We start from the raw sequence: 20,041 nt of genomic DNA on the forward strand, positions 1-20,041 counted from the left end.
TCCTCTGGCTATGCTTAAGGACTCAAAAGGAAGTATGATGACAGAAAGTTTCCCCATTCTTTTGCCATTGCTTCGCGGCCCACTGCCTTTGCACGCTTTTGAAGCGTCCGCTCAGTCCGGCCAGGCCTCTGCCGCCGGAAAAGGATCAGACCCACACTGGGCTGGCGCTTTGCGCCTGTGGCCCGGTCTGCCTGATGCGCCTGCCGAAGGTTTTTTTTGCCCGGATACCTATCCCTTTTCACCCCGCGAGGCCGTGGCCTGCCTTGGCGATCTGCAACAGATGGGCGATGCGGCCCTTTCTGGCCTGCCAGTAGGCGCTGCCGCCGCTGGCAACGCGCGCGCCGCACGCCGCAGCTCAGAAATGGCCCTGCTCTCCGGCCTTGAAAAATCTGATGGCGATGCCGCAGCCGCTCTGGCGGCAGAAGCGGCCCGCAAGGAGCTGCTTGCGCGCACGCAGGCCCAGAAGACCCTGCTCTGGGTCTGGCAGCAGGAGGAAAGCCTGGCTGATCTGGCGGAGCTGACAGCGAATTTTGCCCAAAATGCAGGCAGTCTGACAGCCTCTCTGGGTGTTGACCCTGATGACGACCTTGCCGGGATGACGCCGGATGCGCTTACGGGTGATCTGGTGCGCCTGGGTTCGCCCATAGCCCTAGATGCCGGGTTAGTGCCGCCGTGGCGGCTGGTGGTGGCCAACGCGCTCTATTTTGTGCCGCTCCATGCGCCTATTATTATTGAAGGGGACATGCGTGAAGACGTGTTGGACCTTCTGACTTTTGACCCCGCTCCAGACCGTCAGGCTCTGATTGGCGCGCATGGCGCAGCGTCTGACTCAGCCCCCGCTGGTTCGCCTCTGCCCATGGCGGTAGAAACCCGCGCCCCGGGCTGGAAACTGCTTGGGCATACCCGCCCCACAGGGCAGCCCCCGCTTGATGCCGAGCGGGTGTGGATCACCTGGAGGGCCGGAGCATGAGCAGCCAGCAGGCGCAGCAGCTCACCGCGCAAGGCTTGTTCCCTCACGGCATTGCTGGCGTGATCTTTGACTGCGACGGCGTGATGATTGATTCGCGCGAGGCGAACAATATTTTTTATAATCGTGTTCTCGCCTGGTTTGGCCTGCCGCCCATGACCATGGAACAGGAAAACTACTGTTTCATGGCTACGTCGCGTCAGGCTTTGCTGCATATTGTGCCGCCATCTCTGCACGGGCAGATCGACCATGTTATCCGCCACGAGGTTATTTACCAGCGCGATATCGTCCCCATGCTGCGCTTACAGCCCGGTTTTATGGACTTTATCGGCAATCTGCGGAGCAGGGGGGTGCGCATGGCCGTGCACACCAATCGAAAGCTCGATGGAATACAAACGGTTCTGGACATTTTTTCCCTGCCCTCCTATTTTAATCCTGTGGTCGCGGCGGATACAGCCGCACCCAAGCCTTCGCCCGAGGGTACGCGGCACATATGCGCCGCGTGGCAATGCCCTCCGCAGCATGTGCTTTTTGTTGGCGACAGCGAGCACGACAAGGAGGCAGCCCGGGGGGCGGGCGTGATATTTGCCGCATTTAATGGCGGCCCGTTACGGGGAGAGATTACGGCGGCGGATTACCCCGGTCTGCACAATGCGCTGGCCGCAGTGCTGCCGCCTGTTTCCGGCCTGTAAGGCCTGAACCCGTTGCGAATATAAAAGAAAGCCACGCTGGAGGGCGCATGATTGTTGTTGCCAATACCATGAGCGCTATTGCCCTGGTGCTCGGGTCTCTGCTTAGTCTGTATTTCTGGATTGTCATTATCGCGGCTGTGCTCACGTGGGTGCGCCCCGATCCGTATAATCCTATTGTGCGCACCCTGCGCACCCTTACGGAGCCTGTGTTTTACCGTGTGCGCAAATGGTTGCCGTTTACCTATTCAAGCGGCATGGATTTTTCGCCCGTGGTGGTGCTGCTGGCCATTGAGCTGTTTAACCGGATTGTCATTGCCTCGCTGGCTCAGTACGCGATGACGCTTCATTAAAAGAACCAGCGCCGCCGGAGGACTAATTTTTTACACATGCTCCATGCGGATATCTGAGAATCCGCGCCAGGAGAATAAGCCCATATACCTTGTAGCCGCGCTGCACAAAGCCACATCGGCGCAGCGGCACAGGCGGGCTGATCCCCTTGAGCAAAAGCCTCAGTTGATGCGCAGGCAACAGCCTATGAACATCTAACAATGGAGATTTCTTATGGATCAGCAAGAACTGGAACTGCTGGAAAAGTACGCTGCCACTGATCCGGAGCTGAAATCCCTTTGGGAAGATCACGTGCTCTACGAAAAACAGGTGGAAAAGCTCGAAGGCAAGGTCTTCCGCTCGCCCACTGAAGAGCAGACGCTCAAGCAATTGAAAAAGCAGAAGCTCGAAGGAAAAACCCAGCTCATGGCCGTTCTTGATCGTCTGAAGAAACAAGGATAGCCGGGCTTTTTTTAAGGAGTCGGACATGGAATGTACTGGTGCGCAGATTCTCCTTGAGTCCATGAAGCGAGAGGGCGTGGATGTGCTGTTCGGTTATCCGGGCGGTGCGGTCATTGATATTTATGATGAACTACCGCGACATCCCGAGCTACGCCATGTGCTGGTACGGCACGAGCAAGGAGCTGTGCACGCGGCTGACGGCTATGCCCGTGCCTCGGGCAAGACCGGCGTATGCCTGGTCACCTCGGGGCCTGGAGCTACCAATACGGTCACGGGCATAGCCACAGCCTACTCTGATTCCATTCCTCTGGTGGTGTTCACCGGGCAGGTGCCCACCCAGCTGATCGGCAACGATGCCTTTCAGGAAGTGGATATCGTGGGCATCACCCGGCCCTGCACCAAACATAATTTTTTGGTCAAGGATATCACTAAACTGGCGCTTACCATCCGTCAGGCCTTTTACCTTGCACGTTCGGGCCGCCCCGGCCCGGTGCTGGTGGACCTGCCCAAGGACGTCATGCAGAAGCGGGCGGAGTTTGTCTGGCCTGAAGACGTCTACATGCGCAGCTACAACCCCACGTACAAGCCCAACCTGAACCAGTTGCGCCGCTCGGTGGAAGAACTGGCAAAGGCCGAGCGCCCGGTGATTCTGGCGGGCGGCGGGGTTATTCTGTCCAATGGGGCGGAGGCCCTCACCGGGCTTGCGCGCAAGCTGAATATTCCTGTTACCTGCACCCTCATGGGGCTTGGGTCTTTTCCGGCCACAGACCCCCTGTGGCTGGGCATGGTGGGTATGCACGGCACATACGCGGCCAACCTTGCCATCAATAACTGCGATGTGCTGATGTGCGTGGGCGCGCGCTTTGACGACCGCGTCACCGGCAAGCTGGCGGCCTTTGCGCCCAAGGCCCGCATCGTGCATATCGACATTGACCCTACATCCATTCGCAAGAATGTGGAGGTGCATGTGCCTGTGGTGGGCGACTGCCGCCTGGCGCTGGAGGGCATTGACGAAATCTGCGAGGCCAAGCTGGAAAACAAGGACTGGGCTGGCGAACATGCCGCCTGGATTGCAGCCGTGGCCGAGTGGAAGGCAAGCAAGCCCCTGTGCTACCAGTGCAACGGCAACATCAAGCCGCAGTCGGTCATTGAGGCTCTTTACGACATCACCGGCGGCGATGCCATCATCGCCACCGAGGTGGGCCAGCACCAGATGTGGGTGGCCCAGTTCTATTCGTTCACCAAGCCGCGCACCCTGCTGACCAGCGGGGGCCTCGGCACCATGGGCTACGGCTTTCCCGCTTCGGTGGGGGCGCAGTTTGCCTTTCCGGATAAAAAGGTCATTGCCGTGGCAGGCGATGCCTCGCTGCAAATGAATATTCAGGAGCTGGCAACCGTGGTGGCCAACAAGCTGCCTATCAAGGTCGTCATTCTGAACAACCGCTATCTGGGCATGGTGCGCCAGTGGCAGGAGCTCTTTTACAACAACAACTACAGTTCCACCAACATGGAAGCCCAGCCCGACTTTGTGAAGCTGGCCGAGGCCTACGGGGCCGAGGGTTATCGCATTGAAAAGGCTGAGGACATGCGGGCCATACTTGAAAAGGCCCTTGCTTCGCCCAACCCTGCCTTCATTGACGTGGTAGTAGAGCGCGAAGAAAACGTGTACCCCATCGTGCCCGCCGGTGCGGCGCTTGATGAAATGTTGCTGGTGTAAGGGAGATGGCTATGCAACGACATGTGCTTTCCGTGCTGGTGGAAAACGAACCCGGCGTGCTTTCCCGCGTGGCTGGCCTGTTCAGCGGGCGCGGCTTCAATATTCATTCCCTCAATGTGGCCCCGGCTCTGGAAGAGGGCGTTTCGCACATGACCATCACCACCGATGGCGACAGTCTTATTCTGGAGCAGATCATGAAGCAGCTCCACAAGATTGTTTCGGTCATCAAGGTAGTGGATTTTGCGGATATTCCCGCTGTGGCACGTGAAATGATATTTGTTAAGGTGCAGGCAGAAGGCCCCATGCGGGGCGAAATTCTGCGAACTGTTGAAATATTCCGCTGCAAGGTGGTTGATGTAAGCCCCAATGAAATGACCATTGAGGCCACTGGCGACCAGAACAAGCTGGACGCCATCATCAGCCTGCTGCAGCGGTTTGGAATCAAGGAACTGGCGCGCACAGGCGCAGTTGCCATGCGTCGTTCCAAGAAAACGGATTAGGGTTCCGGGACGCGAAGAGCGGCCTTTTGCCGGGGTGTTTGGCACAAAACACCCACGAGGCGTGGCTGCCCCCGCGCGTAACGAATCCGGTCGCGCGGCCCTGTGCCGCGAGATTACAGGAGCGTTCAGCCCGTGAGCGTGTCAATGGCCCACAAGGTCTCCTTGACAGCGCGCATGAGGTCGGGGTGGGGAGTATATCCATTCAAACCAGCCCGGGTCATTGGCAAAACGTCCCACAGGCGGCCTTGCCCGCCGTATCCAGTCGGCCCCCCTCTGTCCTTGCCGCAAGGGCGGGAAGGAATGTATTTTTTTGTCTAACCGTGAGTGATCTCAGAGGATGTTCAGATGAAAGTTTATTACGATCAGGATGCAGACCTTAATTGTTTGAAAAACAAGACCGTGGCCATCATCGGTTATGGCAGTCAGGGCCATGCCCATGCCCAGAATCTGCGTGATTCCGGCGTCAAGGTTGTGGTGGGTCAGCGCCCCGGCGGCGCCAACTACGAGTTGGCCAAAGAACACGGCTTTACCCCCGTGTCCGCTTCCGAGGCCGCCGCTCAGGCCGACCTGATCATGATTCTGCTGCCTGACGAAGTGCAGGCCTCCGTGTACGAAAACGACGTGAAGCCCCACCTGACCAAGGGCAAGGCCCTGTTGTTCGCCCACGGCTTCAACATCCATTTCAGCCAGATCCAGCCGCCCAAGGATGTGGACGTGTTCCTCATCGCCCCCAAGGGCCCCGGCCATCTGGTGCGCCGCACCTTCACCGAAGGCGGCGGCGTGCCCTGCCTCGTGGCCATTCATCAGGACGCCACCGGCGAAGCCCTCAAGATTGCCCTGGCCTATGCCAAGGGCATCGGCGGCGCCCGCTCCGGCGTTATTGAAACCTCCTTCCGTGAAGAAACGGAAACCGACCTCTTCGGCGAACAGGCCGTGCTTTGCGGCGGCGTTTCCGCCCTCATCAAGGCCGGTTTTGAAACCCTGGTGGAAGCCGGTTATCAGCCTGAAATGGCCTACTTTGAATGCATGCACGAAATGAAGCTCATCGTTGACCTCATGTACGAGGGCGGCCTTTCCCGCATGCGTTACTCCATCAGCAACACCGCTGAATACGGCGACTACGTCACCGGCCCCCGCCTGATCACCGAAACGGTGAAAAAGGAAATGAAGGGCGTGCTCAAGGACATCCAGAGCGGCGTGTTTGCGCGCAACTTCATCCTTGAAGCCCGCGCCAAGTACCCCATGTTCCTCACCACCCGCCGCAACGAATCTGAACACCAGATTGAAAAGGTGGGCAAGGAACTGCGCGGCATGATGTCCTGGCTCAAGAAGGACAAGAAAGACTAGTTCCGCTGTTTCAGCCGCAGGCTGAAAGCGTTTTGTTGGGGCTTTTCGCGGTATTTTCGCGAGAAGCCCCAATTTTTATGTCTGCTGAAAATCATAAAGACGATGGTCTTCAAGGGGCCATCCTGTAGTGGATTCTGGCGCAGCCGCAAGTATTTCAGGCTGGCAGTCGTTGATATCCAAGTAAAACAGTCAAATTTATCGGCTTCTATATGTTGCAAAAATAGTTACTGTTTGCCACAATCAGGCCATACAGCTTGTATATAAGGTTGTTGTCTTCCATGCGCCGGAGCATCCTGCGGGCTGCATCGGTGTGCCGTATTTTACGGGCATGGCCTTTCCGCTTTTGGTTTTATCATGTGTGCATTGCTTCCCGCCTTTGCCTTGCGACCGCCCATTTACGCAGTCAGTTCCACTGGTATGACCTGCCCTGGCATTGTGTCCGCGCTGTTCTTTTTTGCGCTCCGCGCCCGCTGCAACAGCGCGCGCCTGCGCAGGGGAGTAGGTGCGGCTTTTCGGCGTGTCGGGCTGCACCTTGATTTTTCAGGAGATTAAGACGTGCTCAGAAATTTCAGCATCAGTCAGCGGATTGTCTTTTTTGTCATCCTCATGATCGCCCTGATTATTGCCATTGCGGGCCTGTCCGTGCGCATGACGGAAGGCGTCATTGCTGACGGCACAGCACTTGCCAAGGAAATGCTGCTCGACTCCCAAAGGGCGCGCATCAAGGATATCACGCACTCTCAGGCGCTTGGTCTGGCGGCCATGTCGCAAGGTCTGGCCGAGGCCGAGCAGTTGCGCATCATTGCGCAGTATGTGGACAGCGCCCGGTTTGAGGACGACAGTTCAGGCTATTTTTATGTGTACAAGGGCACGGTCAGTGCGGCCCACCCCTTGCAGAAGCAGCTGATCGGCAAGGATCTGGCGTCAACCGCCGACAGCCGGGGCGTTCACTATGTCAGCGAACTGTACAAGGCAGCACAGCGCGGCGGCGGCTTTGTGGATTTTGTGTTTCCCAAGCCCGGCTCTGGCGACGTGTTCAAGCTGGGCTATGCGGAAGCTATATCGGGCACGCCCTTCTGGATTGGCACGGGCGTGTATATCGACAATGTGGACAAAGCCGAAAGCCGTCTCATCACCACCATGCGCTCCATCCTGCACAGCAAGCTGGCTGTCTATGGCGGTGGTTTTCTGGCGATACTGCTTCTGGTGGTCTGCCCGCTTTCCTATGTCATGGTCGTTTCCATAACCCGGCCCCTGGCTGGCATAACCCGGCATGCCCGCGCCGTGGCGCAGGGCAACCTTGATGAAGAATTTGAAACAACTGGGCGCGATGAAGTGGCAACCCTGCAACAGGCCTTGAGCGCAATGGTTGTAAAGCTCAAGGAATTTATCGGTCAGGCTGAAGAGCAGAGCCGTCTTGCCGGCAAGGCCGCCAGTGAAGCCCAGCAGGCGCAAACAGAGGCTCTTGAGGCCGAGCGCAAGGCAAAGGACAAAACCGCCGCCATGCTTAAGGCCGCGGAAAGGCTGGAACAGGTTGCCCAGGCCGTAAGCACCGCCTCAACCCAGCTTTCAGCCCAGATAGAACAGTCGGACAAAGGGGCCGTGCATTCCGCCCAGATGCTTGCAGAGGCCGCAACGGCCATGAACCAGATGAACGCCAGCGTGCAGGAGGTGGCGCTCAGCGCCGCAACCGCATCAGACGCGGCCAGCCAGACCCGTGAGCGCGCCCTGAGTGGCGCGGGCATTGTGGAAAAGGCCGTGCAGAGCATTGGTCATGTCCACGAAGTCTCGTTGCGGCTCAGGGATGGCATGGCCGAACTCAATGACCATTCGCAGGCCATTACGCGCATCATGGGCGTTATTTCCGATATCGCGGATCAGACCAACCTGCTTGCGCTCAATGCCGCCATCGAAGCTGCCCGGGCGGGCGATGCCGGACGCGGCTTTGCCGTAGTGGCTGATGAAGTGCGCAAACTGGCGGAAAAAACCCTCGCCTCAACCCAGGATGTGGGCAACGCCATTAAGGCCATTCAGGAAAGCACGTCCAAGAGCGTTTCGGACATGGATAATGCTGTTGAACAGGTGGAGCAGGCCACGGATTTTGCCAATCAGTCGGGCAAGGCTCTGGAGGAAATTGTGGCTACCGTGGAAGCCACCGCCAGCCAGGTGAACGCCATTGCCGAGGCCAGCGGGCAGCAGTCTGCCGCCAGCGAAGAAATCAACCATTCAATTGACGACGCCACCCAGGTTGCGCACCAGACGGCGGAAGCCATGGACGAAGCCCAAAAGGCCGTGGCTGATCTGGCAGTTCAGACCAGGGGGCTTGCCGAGCTGATTGTGGACATGAAAAATTAGGGACTGCCTCAAATAATTCTTTAGTTCAACTGGCTGCATTTTTGTAATACTGAAGGGCCTCTGTGCGGTGCAAAGCCGTGCAGTGGCCCTTTTTGCCTGGATGCTCCGAGGATTCTGGCTCAGTGAAGCCATTCCGCCCAGGCAGTTTTGAGGCGCGTCACGCAATCGGGTATCTCCTCAAGGCGAATTTTGCCAAAACCCAGAAACAGCGTGTCCGGCGGGCACTCGGCCTTGTCCTGCCAGAATTGCATGGTGGGGTAGACACGCACCCCCTGATCCAGGGCTTTTTTTATAAGCTGATTCTGGTCTGTTCCGGCAGAAAAGCGCAAAAGAAAATACTGGCCCGTGCCGTTGCCTGTAATGCGCAGGCCCGATCCCAGACGGGAAAATTCCTGGATGAACAGCTCGAGGCGGTTTTTGAACACATGGCTCAGACGGCGGATGTGCCTGTCGTACTGGCCGGTTTCGAGCAGGCGGCCAATGATATACTGGTTCAGTACGGGGACGGTGCTGTTGTATTCGTCAAACATTTCGTGAAAGGCAACGGCAAGCTGCGGCGGCAGAATCATGTATCCCATGCGGATGGAAGGTGATATGCCCTTGGAAAATGTGCCAAGATAGATGACCCGCGCTTCTGTATCGATGGATTGCAGCGAGGGAATGGGCTTGGAGTAGTAGCGCATCTCGCTGTCAAAGTCGTCTTCAAGCACGTAAACATTGTTGCTCTGCGCCCATTGCAGCAAGGCATGTCTGCGCCCGATGGGGAGCGTGACCCCGGTGGGGAACTGGTGAGACGGCGTGGTATAGATGGCAAAGGCCTGTGGCCTGTGGGGCAGGTCGGCCACTTTCAGGCCGTTTTCGTCCACGGACACGGTCTCGATGGGCAGGTGGTTGTTGCGGAACACAGCGGCTGCCTTGTTGAAGCCGGGTTCTTCCATAAGAATTTTCTGCCCCCGCCGGGCTGCTATTTTACACAGATATTCCAGAGACTGCTGCAAGCCGCAGGTGATGACGATCTGGTTTTCCGTGCAGTTCACGCCGCGAATGCGCTTGAGGTAGGCCAGCAGGTTTTTGCGCAGGTAGGGTTCGCCCTGCATGACCTGCAAGGCAGAAATTTTTTCTTCTCTCTCCAGCATCTCAAGGCATTCAAAAGTGTATTTCTTCCAGAGGCTTTTAGGAAAAAGATCAACCGTGTGGCTGCTGTTTGTCAGGTCGTAAACCGCAGGCTGCCCGTGCGCCAGCGTTTGCCTTTGCGCGCATGTTTCAGACCGCGCGGGGCGCTGCGCCGTCTGCGGCGCGGTGTGGCCGGATGGCGTGGCTGGGGCGTCAATGCTGGGGACGTGCTGCACCACAAAGCCCACACCCCTGCGGGCGGCTATGTAGCCCTCCGCCACCAGTTGACTATAGGCATTGTCCACAGTATTGCGGCTGACCCCCAGCATGGATGCCAGCATCCTGCTGCCGGTCAGAACCGTGCCTTCTGCGAGCGCGCCGCAGGCAATATCCTGCTTCAACTGGTTGTATATCTGCAAATACAGCGGCCCGGAGCCGTCCTTGCCCGTGCTGATCATGTCCGCCCCCAGGTGGCACCATAAAATATGTGTCATGTGGCACTTTTGATGGTGCCATGTCCACTGTATCAAAGGGGGCAACAAACACAACAAAAGGATGGGAGGCTCCATGTCCACGCAAGGCGATACAGCGCCGCAGGGCGGAATGCGGCGGGGGAACGGCACAAGATATGTTCTGCTGGCGGTGCTGGCAGTGGCCTTTTTGGCCACAGGGGGCATATTTGTGCGGCAGAGCGGTCTGTCGCCCATCAATACGGGGATGTACCGCATGTTGTTTTCCATCCCGCTGCTCTGGCCGCTGGCCTATGGCAGGCTAGGGCGGCTCAGCGGCAGGGATGTTGTCTTGCTGCTGTTATCCGGCCTGTTTCTGGCGGGCGATGTGGCCCTGTGGAACACAGCATTCAGCTACACAACTGTTGCCAATGCCAACCTGCTCACCAATCTGACGCCGTTCACGGTTATCCCGGTCTCATATTTTCTGTTTCACGAGCGGCTGCCGAGGCTGTTCATTCCCGGCGCGGCTGTTACTCTTGCCGGGGTGGTGCTTTTGGTGGGGGGCAAGGCCAGCCCTGTGCCGGGCAACTATTTTGGTGATTTTCTGGCATTGGCTGCGGCCTTTTTTTACGCGGGATTTCTGCTTATTGCCTACCGCCTGCGCGACAGGATGGAGAGCAGCGTCATCATGCTTGGCAGTGCCGTTGGCGGACTTGTGGGCCTGTTCTTTGCCTCGTGGGCTGTGGAGGGTTTGCAGATTCCGCGAAGCTGGGACGATCTGTGGCCCATACTGGCGCTTACGCTCTGCGTGCAGGTGATTGGGCATAACATGCTCACGCATTGTCAGGGCAAGCTCAGCGTCAATCTTTCTTCGGTGATATGCCTTTGCCAGCCTGCCATTGCAGCTGTGTACTCGTGGGCCGTATTTTCAGAGAAATTGTCTGGGTTGGAAGTTATGGGCATAGGGGTGGTGCTGGTGGGCGTCTATATTGTCAAAAGGCAGTACACGCCAAGCAAGGATGACGCTGTCGGAGCCGGGCAAAAGGCCGCTGGCTGGCTGCCCCCTGTGATCGCCCGTTGGCTGGGCAGGCGGTGCAAGCCTGCCGTGGCGGAAGAGCCGTAGACAAAAAAATTTCGGGCCTGTGGGGGCTGTTCCGGCAGAGACACGCATTGCCCTGACGGAACAGCCCCTTCCTTTTGTGCTACTGCTGCATGCTGGACATGAGATCCATAAGATTTTGGGTCTGCCCTGCCAGCTCGGCCACGGCATCCGCCGCTTCGCGCATGGCGGCAGAGGTCTGGCGCGACATTTCGCTTATCTGGGTTATGGCGCGGCTTACTTCATCGCTGGCGGCAGACTGCTGCTCGCTTGCGGCGGCAATGGCATTGACCTGATCCGCCGTGCCCTCAACCGTGGCCACAATATCGGTCAGGGCCGCACCAGACTGGCTGGCATAGGTGTTGGCTTCTTCAATCTGCCGTGCGGCCTTGTCCACAGAGTCCATGCTCTGGGTGGCGCTGGACTGGATAGCCTCAATGGCGTTGGCAACGTCATGGGTGGAGGCCATTGTTTTTTCCGCCAGTTTGCGCACTTCATCCGCCACCACGGCAAAGCCCCGCCCGGCGTCGCCCGCCCTGGCTGCCTCGATGGCGGCGTTGAGGGCGAGCAGATTGGTCTGGTCGGCTATGTCTGAAATAACGCCCATGATGCGGTTGATATCTTGGGTGTGCCCGTGCAGTTGGGCCATGTCATCCTTGAGCGTCATGGATGCCTGATGTACCAGATCAATGCTGCGCAGCGATCGCTTGACGATTTCTGAGCCGTTTTCCGCCTTGGCCCGGGTTTCTGTGGAGGCCTGCGAGGCAACGGACGCGTTGCGCGCCACTTCCTGCACTGTGGCATTCATCTGCTGCATGGCAGAGGCCGCCTCGCCCAGTCTGCCCGAGGTCTCTTGCGCGCCCTTGTCTGACTGTTCGATCTGCGCGGCCAGCCGCGCGGTGGCTGCACTCACGATCCGGGCCACCTCCTGAAGTCTGGCGGCGGCCATCCGCAGGGCTTCGCTTTTGCTCTGGGCCTCGATATTGGCGGCTTCCGTCTGGCGCAGGGCTTCGGTTGCCTTGGCGGATTGCTCCCGCGCCACCAGTGATTCACGCTGGGCGCTTTCAATGTGGGTTTTCAGCGCCTGCACCATGGCGACTATGGAAGCGTACACGCCAACGCTGTCGCTATTTGCGTCGTGAATGTCGTAGTCTCCGGCGGCAACACGGCTTGCCACAGCCTGGAGTTCGCCGGGGTCTTTGCCAAGTTGATGCTTTATGGAACGTGAAAGTACAAGAGAAACGATGATGCTGAAAAATACGGCGGCAGCACTGAGCGCATATGCGCCTTTAACTGCGCTTTCGCCTGTGGCAACTGCCTCTGAAGACACCTGTTTGCTGTCTGACTTGGTAAGGGCCATCAGTTCTTTATAGAGTGGCTCAAGGCTTTTGAATAATGGTGTGTATTTTTTTTCAAATATGTTTATTGCTTCTCCACGTTCTTCACATTGCACAAATGCAAGGATTTCTTTGCGTACTGTGTTGAGTTTGCGAGAAATTGCATCAATCTTTTCTATCAGTTCCTTTGCCGCAACATGTTGCTGGCCTTCTGATTCACCCACAATGGCAAAATATCTGTCGTGATTTTCCCGGATGGAATCCATCGTGCTGGTGATGTTGGAGGAATAGCGTTCGATCTCTGTGGGCGATGTTTGTGAAATAAGCGCCAATACGTCAGAGCGAATAATCCAGAATTTCAGATGCATTTCCTGAAGTTCTATGAGGGATGGGAGCAAAGATGTATCTATTTCAATGAATCTTTTATTCATTGCAGAAATATTTTTGATCGACATGCCACTCATCGCAAGCAGAACAAGTGTAATAAAAAAGAATGATAGTCCAAGTTTTACAATCAGTCGCATAGGCTTTCCCTCCTGGGGTTGTGCTACAGACACTTGCGATGAATGTATAACTTATGCAAAGAGCGTGCTAAATTTTTTCAGTGGCATGAAGGAAAAAATATACAACAAAGCGGTGGTTTTTCTGAACCACCGCTTTGTACGTGCCATGCAGTCTGTGAGGGATGCCGTCGTAGCCCGGGATCAATCGTGGTTCATGGCCTCTACCAATTGCATGAGGTTGCTGGCCTGGGCAGAGAGGTTGGTTATGGCCTTAGCCGCCTCGCTCATGGCTTCGGACGTTTGGCGCGCCATCTCGCTGATCTGCGTGATAGCGCCGCTCACTTCATCACTGGTGGCAGACTGCTGCTCGCTGGCGGCAGCAATGGCATTGACCTGATCGGCAGTGCTCTCGACCGTAGCAACAATGTCGGCCAGCGCCGCACCAGACTGGCTGGCATAGATGTTGGCTTCTTCAATCTGTTTTGCAGCCCTGTCCACAGAATCCATGCTCTGGGCGGCGCTGGACTGGATTGCCTCAATGGCGCTGGCAACGTCTTGGGTGGAGGCCATTGTTTTTTCCGCCAGCTTGCGTACTTCATCAGCAACCACGGCAAATCCTCGCCCCGCCTCTCCCGCGCGGGCGGCTTCAATGGCGGCATTGAGCGCCAGCAGATTGGTCTGGTCAGCTATGTCTGAAATAACACCCATGATGCGGTTGATGTCCTGCGTGTGTTCCCGCAGTTGAGCCATATCATCCTTGAGCGTCATAGACGCCTTGTGTACCTGATCAATACTGCGCAGTGAACGCTTGACGATTTCTGAGCCATTTTCTGCCTTGGCGCGGGTTTCAGTGGAGGCCTGCGAGGCAATGGACGCGTTGCGCGCCACTTCCTGCACTGTGGCATTCATCTGCTGCATGGCAGAAGCCGCCTCGCTCAACCTGCCCGTAGTTTCATGCGTACCTTTGTCCGACTGCTCGATTTGCGCGGCCAGGCGCGCGGTAGACTCGCTCACAACATGAGTTACGTCCTGAAGTTTTGCGGCGGCCACCTTCAGAGCTTCGCTCTTGTTTTGGGCTTCGGTATTGGCGGCTTTTGTCTGGCGCAGGGCTTCTGTTGCCCTGTCGGATTGTTCCCGCGCTGCCAGCGATTCGCGCTGGGCGCTTTCAATGTGGATTTTTAGCGCCTGCACCATGGCAATGATTGAGGCGTAGACGCCGCGCTTTTCAGTATCGTTGTCAAGGTCATAGTCCCCCTGGGCTACGCGTCTGGCTATGTTGTCCAGTTCTCCGGGGTCTTCGCCAAGCTGCCTGTGGATTACCCTGAGCAAAAGCAGAATGACAGTTATGCCAATAAGTACAGCAACCAGAGATAATCCCGATGAAAAAATAATTGATTGTTCGCTGACGCCGCGGGCCCTTGTAATGGCAAGGTTTGCGCCTTCATTGCTCAGGCTGACAATCTGTTCATAGAGGTCAGCCAGCCTGAGAAAGGGAGTGCGGCTGTTGGCAAGCAACTGGGCGGCTTCTTCATTTTTTCCGGCCCGGATAAACGTAAGCAGGTCTTTGCGCATGGTTGCAAATTGGCCTGATTGCGCTTCTATCTGGGCTGTTATGTCCAGAATGGCCTGTTTGCGGTCTGACTGCGGCATGTTTTCAAGGGCAATGGCAAAAATCTTTTGACTGTCGCCTATGCGCCGCAGCAGCACCGTCATATGCACATTGTAGTTTTCTACCTCCTTGGGGTCGTGCAGCGTTGTGATGGCCGAAAGATCCCCTCTGGCAGAAAACAGTAAGGCATAGGTGTTCTGGATGGATGTGGCCACAGGGATCCATGTGCTGTCTATGGATTCGATTTCGTCATTCATGCAGGTGAGATTTCTGATGGTCAGGCCGGACGTGATCAACATTACGATAAGTATACTTCCGAAAGACAGAATCAGACGTACTCTCAGGCTCATGGCAGATGATCTCCCACTGGTGGTGTTGCATGCTATACACAATGGCGGCTGGTCAAATTCAAAGAATTATATGGGGATTTTGTGACAGTGCATGTTGCATTGGGAACATCTCCGGCAGGTTTTGTTGTTAGATTCATATTATTATCCCTGCGCATAAACAAAAACGCCGACCCGGAGGTCGGCGTTTTTGCAACATGTGTTGCAGCAGGCAGTTGCCCTGAAAAAACTACTGGGCGCGCATCTGCGCAATAAGACCAGAAAGCCCATTGGCCTGGGCCGCAAGGTCTTCCACAGCCTCAGTGGCTGCACGCATGGCAGAGGCTGTCTGCCGAGACATGCCGTTGATCTGGTCAATAACGTTTGTGACCTGATCACTGGCGGCGGACTGCTCCTCGCTGGCAGAAGAGATTGCGGTAACCTGGTCAGAGGTGGATTCCACCATCACAACGATATCTGTCAGCGCTTGCCCGGATTGCTGGGCAAAATCGTTGGCCTGCTCAATCTGAAGGGCAACGTTGTCCACAGAATCCATGCTTTTTGCGGCACTTTCCTGAATGGCCGTGATGGCGTTGGCCACGTCATGTGTGGAAGCCATTGTTTTTTCCGCCAGCTTGCGCACCTCATCAGCTACCACGGCAAAGCCGCGCCCGGCATCGCCCGCGCGGGCAGCTTCAATGGCGGCATTAAGGGCAAGCAGGTTGGTCTGGTCGGCAATATCCGAAATAACGTTCATGATGCGGTTGATGTTTTGCGTATGTTCCCGAAGCTGCGTCATATCGTTCTTGGTCGCCAGCGAAACATGGTGCACCTCGCTGATGCTGTGCAGGGAGCGCTTGACGATTTCAGCGCCTTGCTCGGCTTTTTGGCGGGTTTCGAGCGAAGCGGCATTGGCGGCTGCGGCGTTCTGCGCCACCTGATGCACGGTTTTGTTCATCTGCTGAATGGCGCTGGCGGCCTCCGTCAGTCTGAGCGACGTTTCGCATGCGCCCTTGTCAGACTGCTCAATGTGCGCAGCCAGGCGCGTTGAAGCATCGCTCACCACCTGCGCAACCTGCTGAAGACCCTCAGAAGCTGCGCTCATGGCTTCGGCCTTGCGCTGAGCTTCAACGCCTGCCGCCTCCGCCTGCCGCAGGGCTTCTTCTGCCCGCTGGGCGCTTTGCCTGGCGTTTTCCGATTCCTGATGCGCCTTTGCCATGTTTTCCTTAAGCGTCTGCGCCATGGAAACCATATCCGCATACACGCCGGTTTTGGCGCTGCCATCGTCAATATCGTAATCGCCGTTGGCAACACGGCGGGCTATGACGGCCAGTTCGCCGGGGTCTTTGCCCAGTTGCCTCCCAACAGAGCGTGTGAGCATCCAGGTAATGCAGATGCTGATGATAACAGCAGCCAGAGTGATGGCAATGGACATGTTGCGGGTTTTTTGCCCTGCATCAGTGGCGCTTTGGGCCGCAGCCTTGCTGCCCGTGACGTTCATATGCACGACTTTGCCATAGGTTTCGCCAAGTTCCTGAAACACAGGGCGGTATTTTTTGTCAAAGGCCACGTTTGCGACGCCGCGCCGTCCGTCCAGCACCCCCTTGATGATGCCTTCGCGCGCCTTGCTCTCCTGCTGCGCAAGGTCGGCAATGCGGGCCATAAGGGCCTTGCCTTCCTCGCTGTCCAGGCCGGGGGTGGCACTGCGAAGTTGCAGATAGGCAGCCTGATCGCGCTGGATGGAGTCCATGGAATCCTGAAGATTCTTTTCGTACTTGCGTATCTCGTCGGCGTAGGTTTGCGACATTATTGACGCAAGATCGGCGCGGAGTGAATTGAGCTGCACATTCATGGACTGGATGGCAGTGACGGAAGGCAGCCAAGCCTCGTCAATCTCGCGCACCTTGCCGTTCATTTCGCCCACGTTGTGCATGGTGACGGCAGAAGACACCAGAATGACGGCAATAAGACTGCCGAAAGAGAGCACAAGTTTTGCGCCTAGTTTCATGTGAGGCATCCTCCACGTTCAGCTGAAACTGCCCCGTTTGCCTCGGGCAGCGCTGTTGACAGCATAGAGCAGATGAACTTGAACAAGTTTGTCTGTTCACGCGGATTCTGAAAATCCGCGCCACGAAATGCTCTGGTGGGCCGTAGGGGGGAGGCCCAGAAACTGACAGTCTGGCGGAATGCTTGGATACGCCGCAATTCAGAAGTCCGATTGCCAAGCGTTGCCAGAAGGGGGGATGCAACGCGATGTGGGGAGCAATCAGATGCGGCATTGCGCGGCATCAGGAACAAGCCGGGCAGAGCCACTGTCTGAATTTACGGAGAACTGGAAAATAAGTTTATAGCAGAGGCAATATGTCTGCGCAAGGTGGTCTACTGCTATGGCTGAGCGTGATGATTGCCCGCGAGGGGCCATCTTTAAGGCTGGCCGACAAGCCAGCAGGCCGTGCTGTGCGCTCCGCTGGCGACTGCGGGCGGCATTTCGGCGGCGCAACGCGCAAGAGCTGACTTGCAGCGGGGGTGGAAGGGACATCCCGCAGGCATGTTGGCAAGGGATGGAACCGAGCCCGGTATGGTTGGCAGGCGTTCAAGGCCGCGTGAGCGGGCGCTGGGCGCGGCGTGCAGCAATCCCTGCGTGTAGGGATGGCGCGGGTCGGCGAACAGCTCCTGGGCCGGAGCGCATTCTACCAGACGCCCGGCGTACATGACACCAACAGTATCCGCCATTTGGGCGGCTACGCCGAGATCGTGGGTAATCAGCAGCACGGCCATTTGGCGCTCGCGGCAGCGGGCCGCAAGCAGGCGCAGAATCTGGCCCTGAATCGTGGCATCCAGCGCAGTGGTGGGTTCATCAGCCAGCAGCAGGGCAGGTCTGCACGACAAAGCCATGGCGATCATGACGCGCTGGCGCATGCCGCCCGAGAGCTGGTGCGGGTAATCGTCATAGCGGCTCTGCGGCGCAGGAATGCCCACTTCTGTCAGCAGCTCTATGGCAGCCTCTCGGGCTTCGGAGCGGGACATGTCCTGATGCAGCCGCAAGGGTTCCGCCACCTGATCGCCAATTTTGAGCACCGGGTTGAGGGAGGTCATGGGCTCCTGAAAGATCATGCCCACCTGACGACCGCGCACGGAGCGCATTTTTTTTTCTGAAAGCTCAAGCAGATTCTGACCGTGCAGCAGAATGCGCCCTTCAAGCACCGCGTTGGGTGGGGTGAGCTGCAAAATGGCTTTGGCCGTGAGGCTTTTGCCGCAGCCGGATTCACCAACGAGGCAGACTGTTTCACTCTCATGCAGGCAGAGGTTTACGCTGTGCACGGCGGGCAGCGGGCCGTCTGCGGTTGCAAAGGTCACAGAGAGGTTTTCCAGTTGCAGCAGTGGGGTGGGGGCTTGAGTGGAAGGCTTGTTCATGGGCAGAGCCTACCAGAAGGTGCTGGCAAAAAAAAGCCTTGCGGGCTGGGGCGCTGCGTCAGGTGACAAGGCAATGGAGGGCAGGCCGGGCAGGGAGGTAGCGAAAGAAAAGGCAAAGCAGGGGGAGTTCTTTTGCGGTGTGGGTGAGCCTGTCAGGCCCATTTACGCAAACCCGACTTTTACGTCCTGAATGCGTCAGCACCGAAATTTTGATGCTCACGTACTTGAGTACGCTGCGCTCAAAATCCCGGCGCTTCCTTTTCAGACCGCAAAAAGCGTATTTTGCAAATTCGCCCAACACCTGCCATCGCCTTCGCATTCGCTCCGGCGAGTATAAGGAAGGCGACCCCACGACCAGCTTTTGATGGCGGGCGAGGGCGAGTTACGCGTTGGTGTCCAAGTGTAAATGTCAATTGAGACTATTGGCTGAAACGGACTAAGATTCAAAGCAAAAGCGTACTCTGGCATTTACGCGGCGCGGAGGGAGATCACCTGAGCGAGCGCAGCGAGTGAGGGAAGCTCCCGCAGCTATGGCCGCGTTGCCCTCGCCGTTTTGTGGAAGCTGAAAACTCAAGGGGGTGCTTCGGGGGGGATGCAAGGGGGGCCGAGAAGGGGGCGTAGCCCCATAACCGGCCCCGCCTTGCTGCGCGCCGCACAGGCGTCCCAACTTCGCCGGATGGCGAAAACATCGTGCCCGCAGGGCAGCAAAAAAATAGTATCGTACAGTTCAGCCGAAACCGCGCCTCACAGACGGCCCAAACAATCTCAAATAGCAAAAAAGCCCCCGGCGCAGAAACTATATGGTTTCCGCCGGGGGCTTGAATTCTGGCTTACAGGGCAAGGCTTAGTGCAACACCTGCGCCTTGCGGAAGTTCACATAGGCCTCACGCATGGCAATGTAGGGGTCTACAGCCACGGTGTTCAGGTCTTCATACAGGGGCAGCACATCGCCAAGAGCGTTGAACCGCAGGCCGCCGCCAACGCCAAGGCCCAGTTCCGTGGGTTGCAGGTAGAAAAGCGGGTCGGCAAACAGATCGCCAGCGCGGCCAACCGTGTCGCGCGCGGAGCTTGGCCCAATGATGGGCCAGACAATGTAGAAACCATGCCCCAAGCCCCAGCGTCCGAGCGTCTGGCCAAAGTCTTCACCTGTGGGATCAATGGGCACAATGGTTTTGTGTCCCTTTGCCACATCGGCAAAGCCCGCGCTGGAAGTGGTATTGATGACAAAACGCCCAAATTCCACCCCCGCTTCAAAAAAGCGGAACTGCAGAATGTTGTTCACAAAACGTACAGGAAACAGCAGGTTGGAAAAGAAATTTTTCAACCCTGAACGCAACTGGTGCGGCGTAACTGTTTCCCATGCCGTGTAGGCGGGTTTGGCAACGTAGAGAAAGAAAATGTCGTTGAAATGGAACCAGAACCTGTTCCACGGTTCAATGGGGTCTGAAATACTCTGGATCGGCTCGTTGTCGTAGTCGTCCAGGGTATTGTCTGCATTCATGGTCCCGTAGGGCGTTACTGTGATGGCCCCGGGCTGCAGCTGGGGCGCCTTGCCGTACACAGTGGAGGGCGCAGGCGCCTGACTGGGGGCGGCACTGGCTGGCGCATGCCACAAGCACAGCAGTGCTGCCAGCAGAAAACCGGGCACATAGAGATGCCCCGACAGTGTTGATGTGTAGCTACTGGCCATTGCCCTGCCGGACCTCCTGCGCCTTGGCCTTGACCCTGGCAATAAGCTGGTCAGGGCTGCCGGTGTTCAGAATGTCCTGAAACTGGGTGCGATAGTTTTTGACCAGGCTGATATTTTCAATCAGCACGTCA

Annotated in this window: 16 protein-coding genes; 9 read left to right on the plus strand and 7 right to left on the minus strand. The window is 57.1% G+C overall.

The window, feature by feature from the left end:
- Positions 1 to 37: 37 nt before the first annotated feature.
- The 8 genes from VEZ52_RS03240 (at position 38) to VEZ52_RS03275 (ending at position 8,367) form a co-directional block, all read left to right on the plus strand.
- Positions 38 to 970, plus strand: a complete 933-nt coding sequence (locus tag VEZ52_RS03240) for a hypothetical protein (protein ID WP_324835509.1) — start codon at positions 38 to 40, stop codon at positions 968 to 970.
- Positions 967 to 1,659 carry an HAD family hydrolase gene (locus VEZ52_RS03245; RefSeq protein WP_324835510.1) on the plus strand — a complete coding sequence of 231 codons (693 nt, stop codon included), beginning with the start codon at positions 967 to 969 and terminating at the stop codon, positions 1,657 to 1,659. The genes VEZ52_RS03240 and VEZ52_RS03245 overlap by 4 nt, the downstream gene beginning before the upstream one ends.
- 47 nt (positions 1,660 to 1,706) lie before the next feature.
- Positions 1,707 to 2,009 (plus strand): YggT family protein, encoded by a 303-nt coding sequence (locus VEZ52_RS03250; RefSeq protein WP_298994872.1) that lies wholly within the window; start codon positions 1,707 to 1,709, stop codon positions 2,007 to 2,009.
- 211 nt (positions 2,010 to 2,220) lie between these two features.
- Positions 2,221 to 2,448: a DUF465 domain-containing protein gene (locus VEZ52_RS03255; protein WP_324835511.1), complete on the plus strand. Its 228-nt coding sequence runs from the start codon at positions 2,221 to 2,223 to the stop codon at positions 2,446 to 2,448.
- A 25-nt stretch (positions 2,449 to 2,473) separates the two neighbouring features.
- Positions 2,474 to 4,165: a biosynthetic-type acetolactate synthase large subunit gene (ilvB, locus tag VEZ52_RS03260; RefSeq protein WP_324835512.1), complete on the plus strand. Its 1,692-nt coding sequence runs from the start codon at positions 2,474 to 2,476 to the stop codon at positions 4,163 to 4,165.
- 11 nt (positions 4,166 to 4,176) lie between these two features.
- On the plus strand, positions 4,177 to 4,665 hold the full coding sequence (gene ilvN / locus VEZ52_RS03265; protein ID WP_022659634.1) for an acetolactate synthase small subunit: 489 nt from the start codon (positions 4,177 to 4,179) through the stop codon (positions 4,663 to 4,665).
- Between the two features lie 345 nt (positions 4,666 to 5,010).
- Positions 5,011 to 6,012, plus strand: coding sequence for a ketol-acid reductoisomerase (gene ilvC, locus VEZ52_RS03270; RefSeq protein WP_324835513.1), 1,002 nt, complete (start codon positions 5,011 to 5,013; stop codon positions 6,010 to 6,012).
- Between the two features lie 555 nt (positions 6,013 to 6,567).
- On the plus strand, positions 6,568 to 8,367 hold the full coding sequence (locus tag VEZ52_RS03275) for a methyl-accepting chemotaxis protein (protein ID WP_324835514.1): 1,800 nt from the start codon (positions 6,568 to 6,570) through the stop codon (positions 8,365 to 8,367).
- A 119-nt stretch (positions 8,368 to 8,486) separates the two neighbouring features.
- Here VEZ52_RS03275 and VEZ52_RS03280 read toward each other — a convergent pair whose 3' ends face one another.
- Positions 8,487 to 9,974 (minus strand): PLP-dependent aminotransferase family protein, encoded by a 1,488-nt coding sequence (locus VEZ52_RS03280; protein ID WP_324835515.1) that lies wholly within the window; start codon positions 9,972 to 9,974, stop codon positions 8,487 to 8,489.
- A gap of 73 nt (positions 9,975 to 10,047) precedes the next feature.
- On the opposite strand from VEZ52_RS03280, the gene VEZ52_RS03285 reads away from it, so the two are divergent.
- Positions 10,048 to 11,055 carry a DMT family transporter gene (locus tag VEZ52_RS03285; RefSeq protein ID WP_324835516.1) on the plus strand — a complete coding sequence of 336 codons (1,008 nt, stop codon included), beginning with the start codon at positions 10,048 to 10,050 and terminating at the stop codon, positions 11,053 to 11,055.
- Between the two features lie 79 nt (positions 11,056 to 11,134).
- Here the strand turns inward: VEZ52_RS03285 and VEZ52_RS03290 are convergent, their stop codons facing one another.
- The 6 genes from VEZ52_RS03290 to VEZ52_RS03315 form a co-directional block, all read right to left on the minus strand.
- On the minus strand, positions 11,135 to 12,892 hold the full coding sequence (locus tag VEZ52_RS03290; protein WP_324835517.1) for a HAMP domain-containing methyl-accepting chemotaxis protein: 1,758 nt from the start codon (positions 12,890 to 12,892) through the stop codon (positions 11,135 to 11,137).
- Positions 12,893 to 13,072: 180 nt separating this feature from the next.
- The gene (locus VEZ52_RS03295; RefSeq protein WP_324835518.1) at positions 13,073 to 14,830 is read right to left on the minus strand and encodes a methyl-accepting chemotaxis protein; all 1,758 of its coding nucleotides are present in this window, start codon (positions 14,828 to 14,830) and stop codon (positions 13,073 to 13,075) included.
- Between the two features lie 226 nt (positions 14,831 to 15,056).
- Positions 15,057 to 16,814 carry a methyl-accepting chemotaxis protein gene (locus VEZ52_RS03300; protein ID WP_324835519.1) on the minus strand — a complete coding sequence of 586 codons (1,758 nt, stop codon included), beginning with the start codon at positions 16,812 to 16,814 and terminating at the stop codon, positions 15,057 to 15,059.
- A gap of 416 nt (positions 16,815 to 17,230) precedes the next feature.
- Positions 17,231 to 18,220, minus strand: a complete 990-nt coding sequence (locus tag VEZ52_RS03305; RefSeq protein ID WP_324835520.1) for an ABC transporter ATP-binding protein — start codon at positions 18,218 to 18,220, stop codon at positions 17,231 to 17,233.
- A gap of 844 nt (positions 18,221 to 19,064) precedes the next feature.
- Complete coding sequence (locus tag VEZ52_RS03310) at positions 19,065 to 19,910, minus strand: VacJ family lipoprotein (protein ID WP_324835521.1); 846 nt, start codon at positions 19,908 to 19,910, stop codon at positions 19,065 to 19,067.
- A partial coding sequence (locus VEZ52_RS03315; protein ID WP_324835522.1) for an ABC transporter substrate-binding protein occupies positions 19,900 to 20,041 on the minus strand: 142 nt, incomplete at its 5' end. The genes VEZ52_RS03315 and VEZ52_RS03310, both read right to left, overlap by 11 nt.

It is taken from the genome of Desulfovibrio sp., assembly GCF_035644575.1.
Classification (GTDB): Bacteria; Desulfobacterota; Desulfovibrionia; order Desulfovibrionales; family Desulfovibrionaceae; genus Desulfovibrio.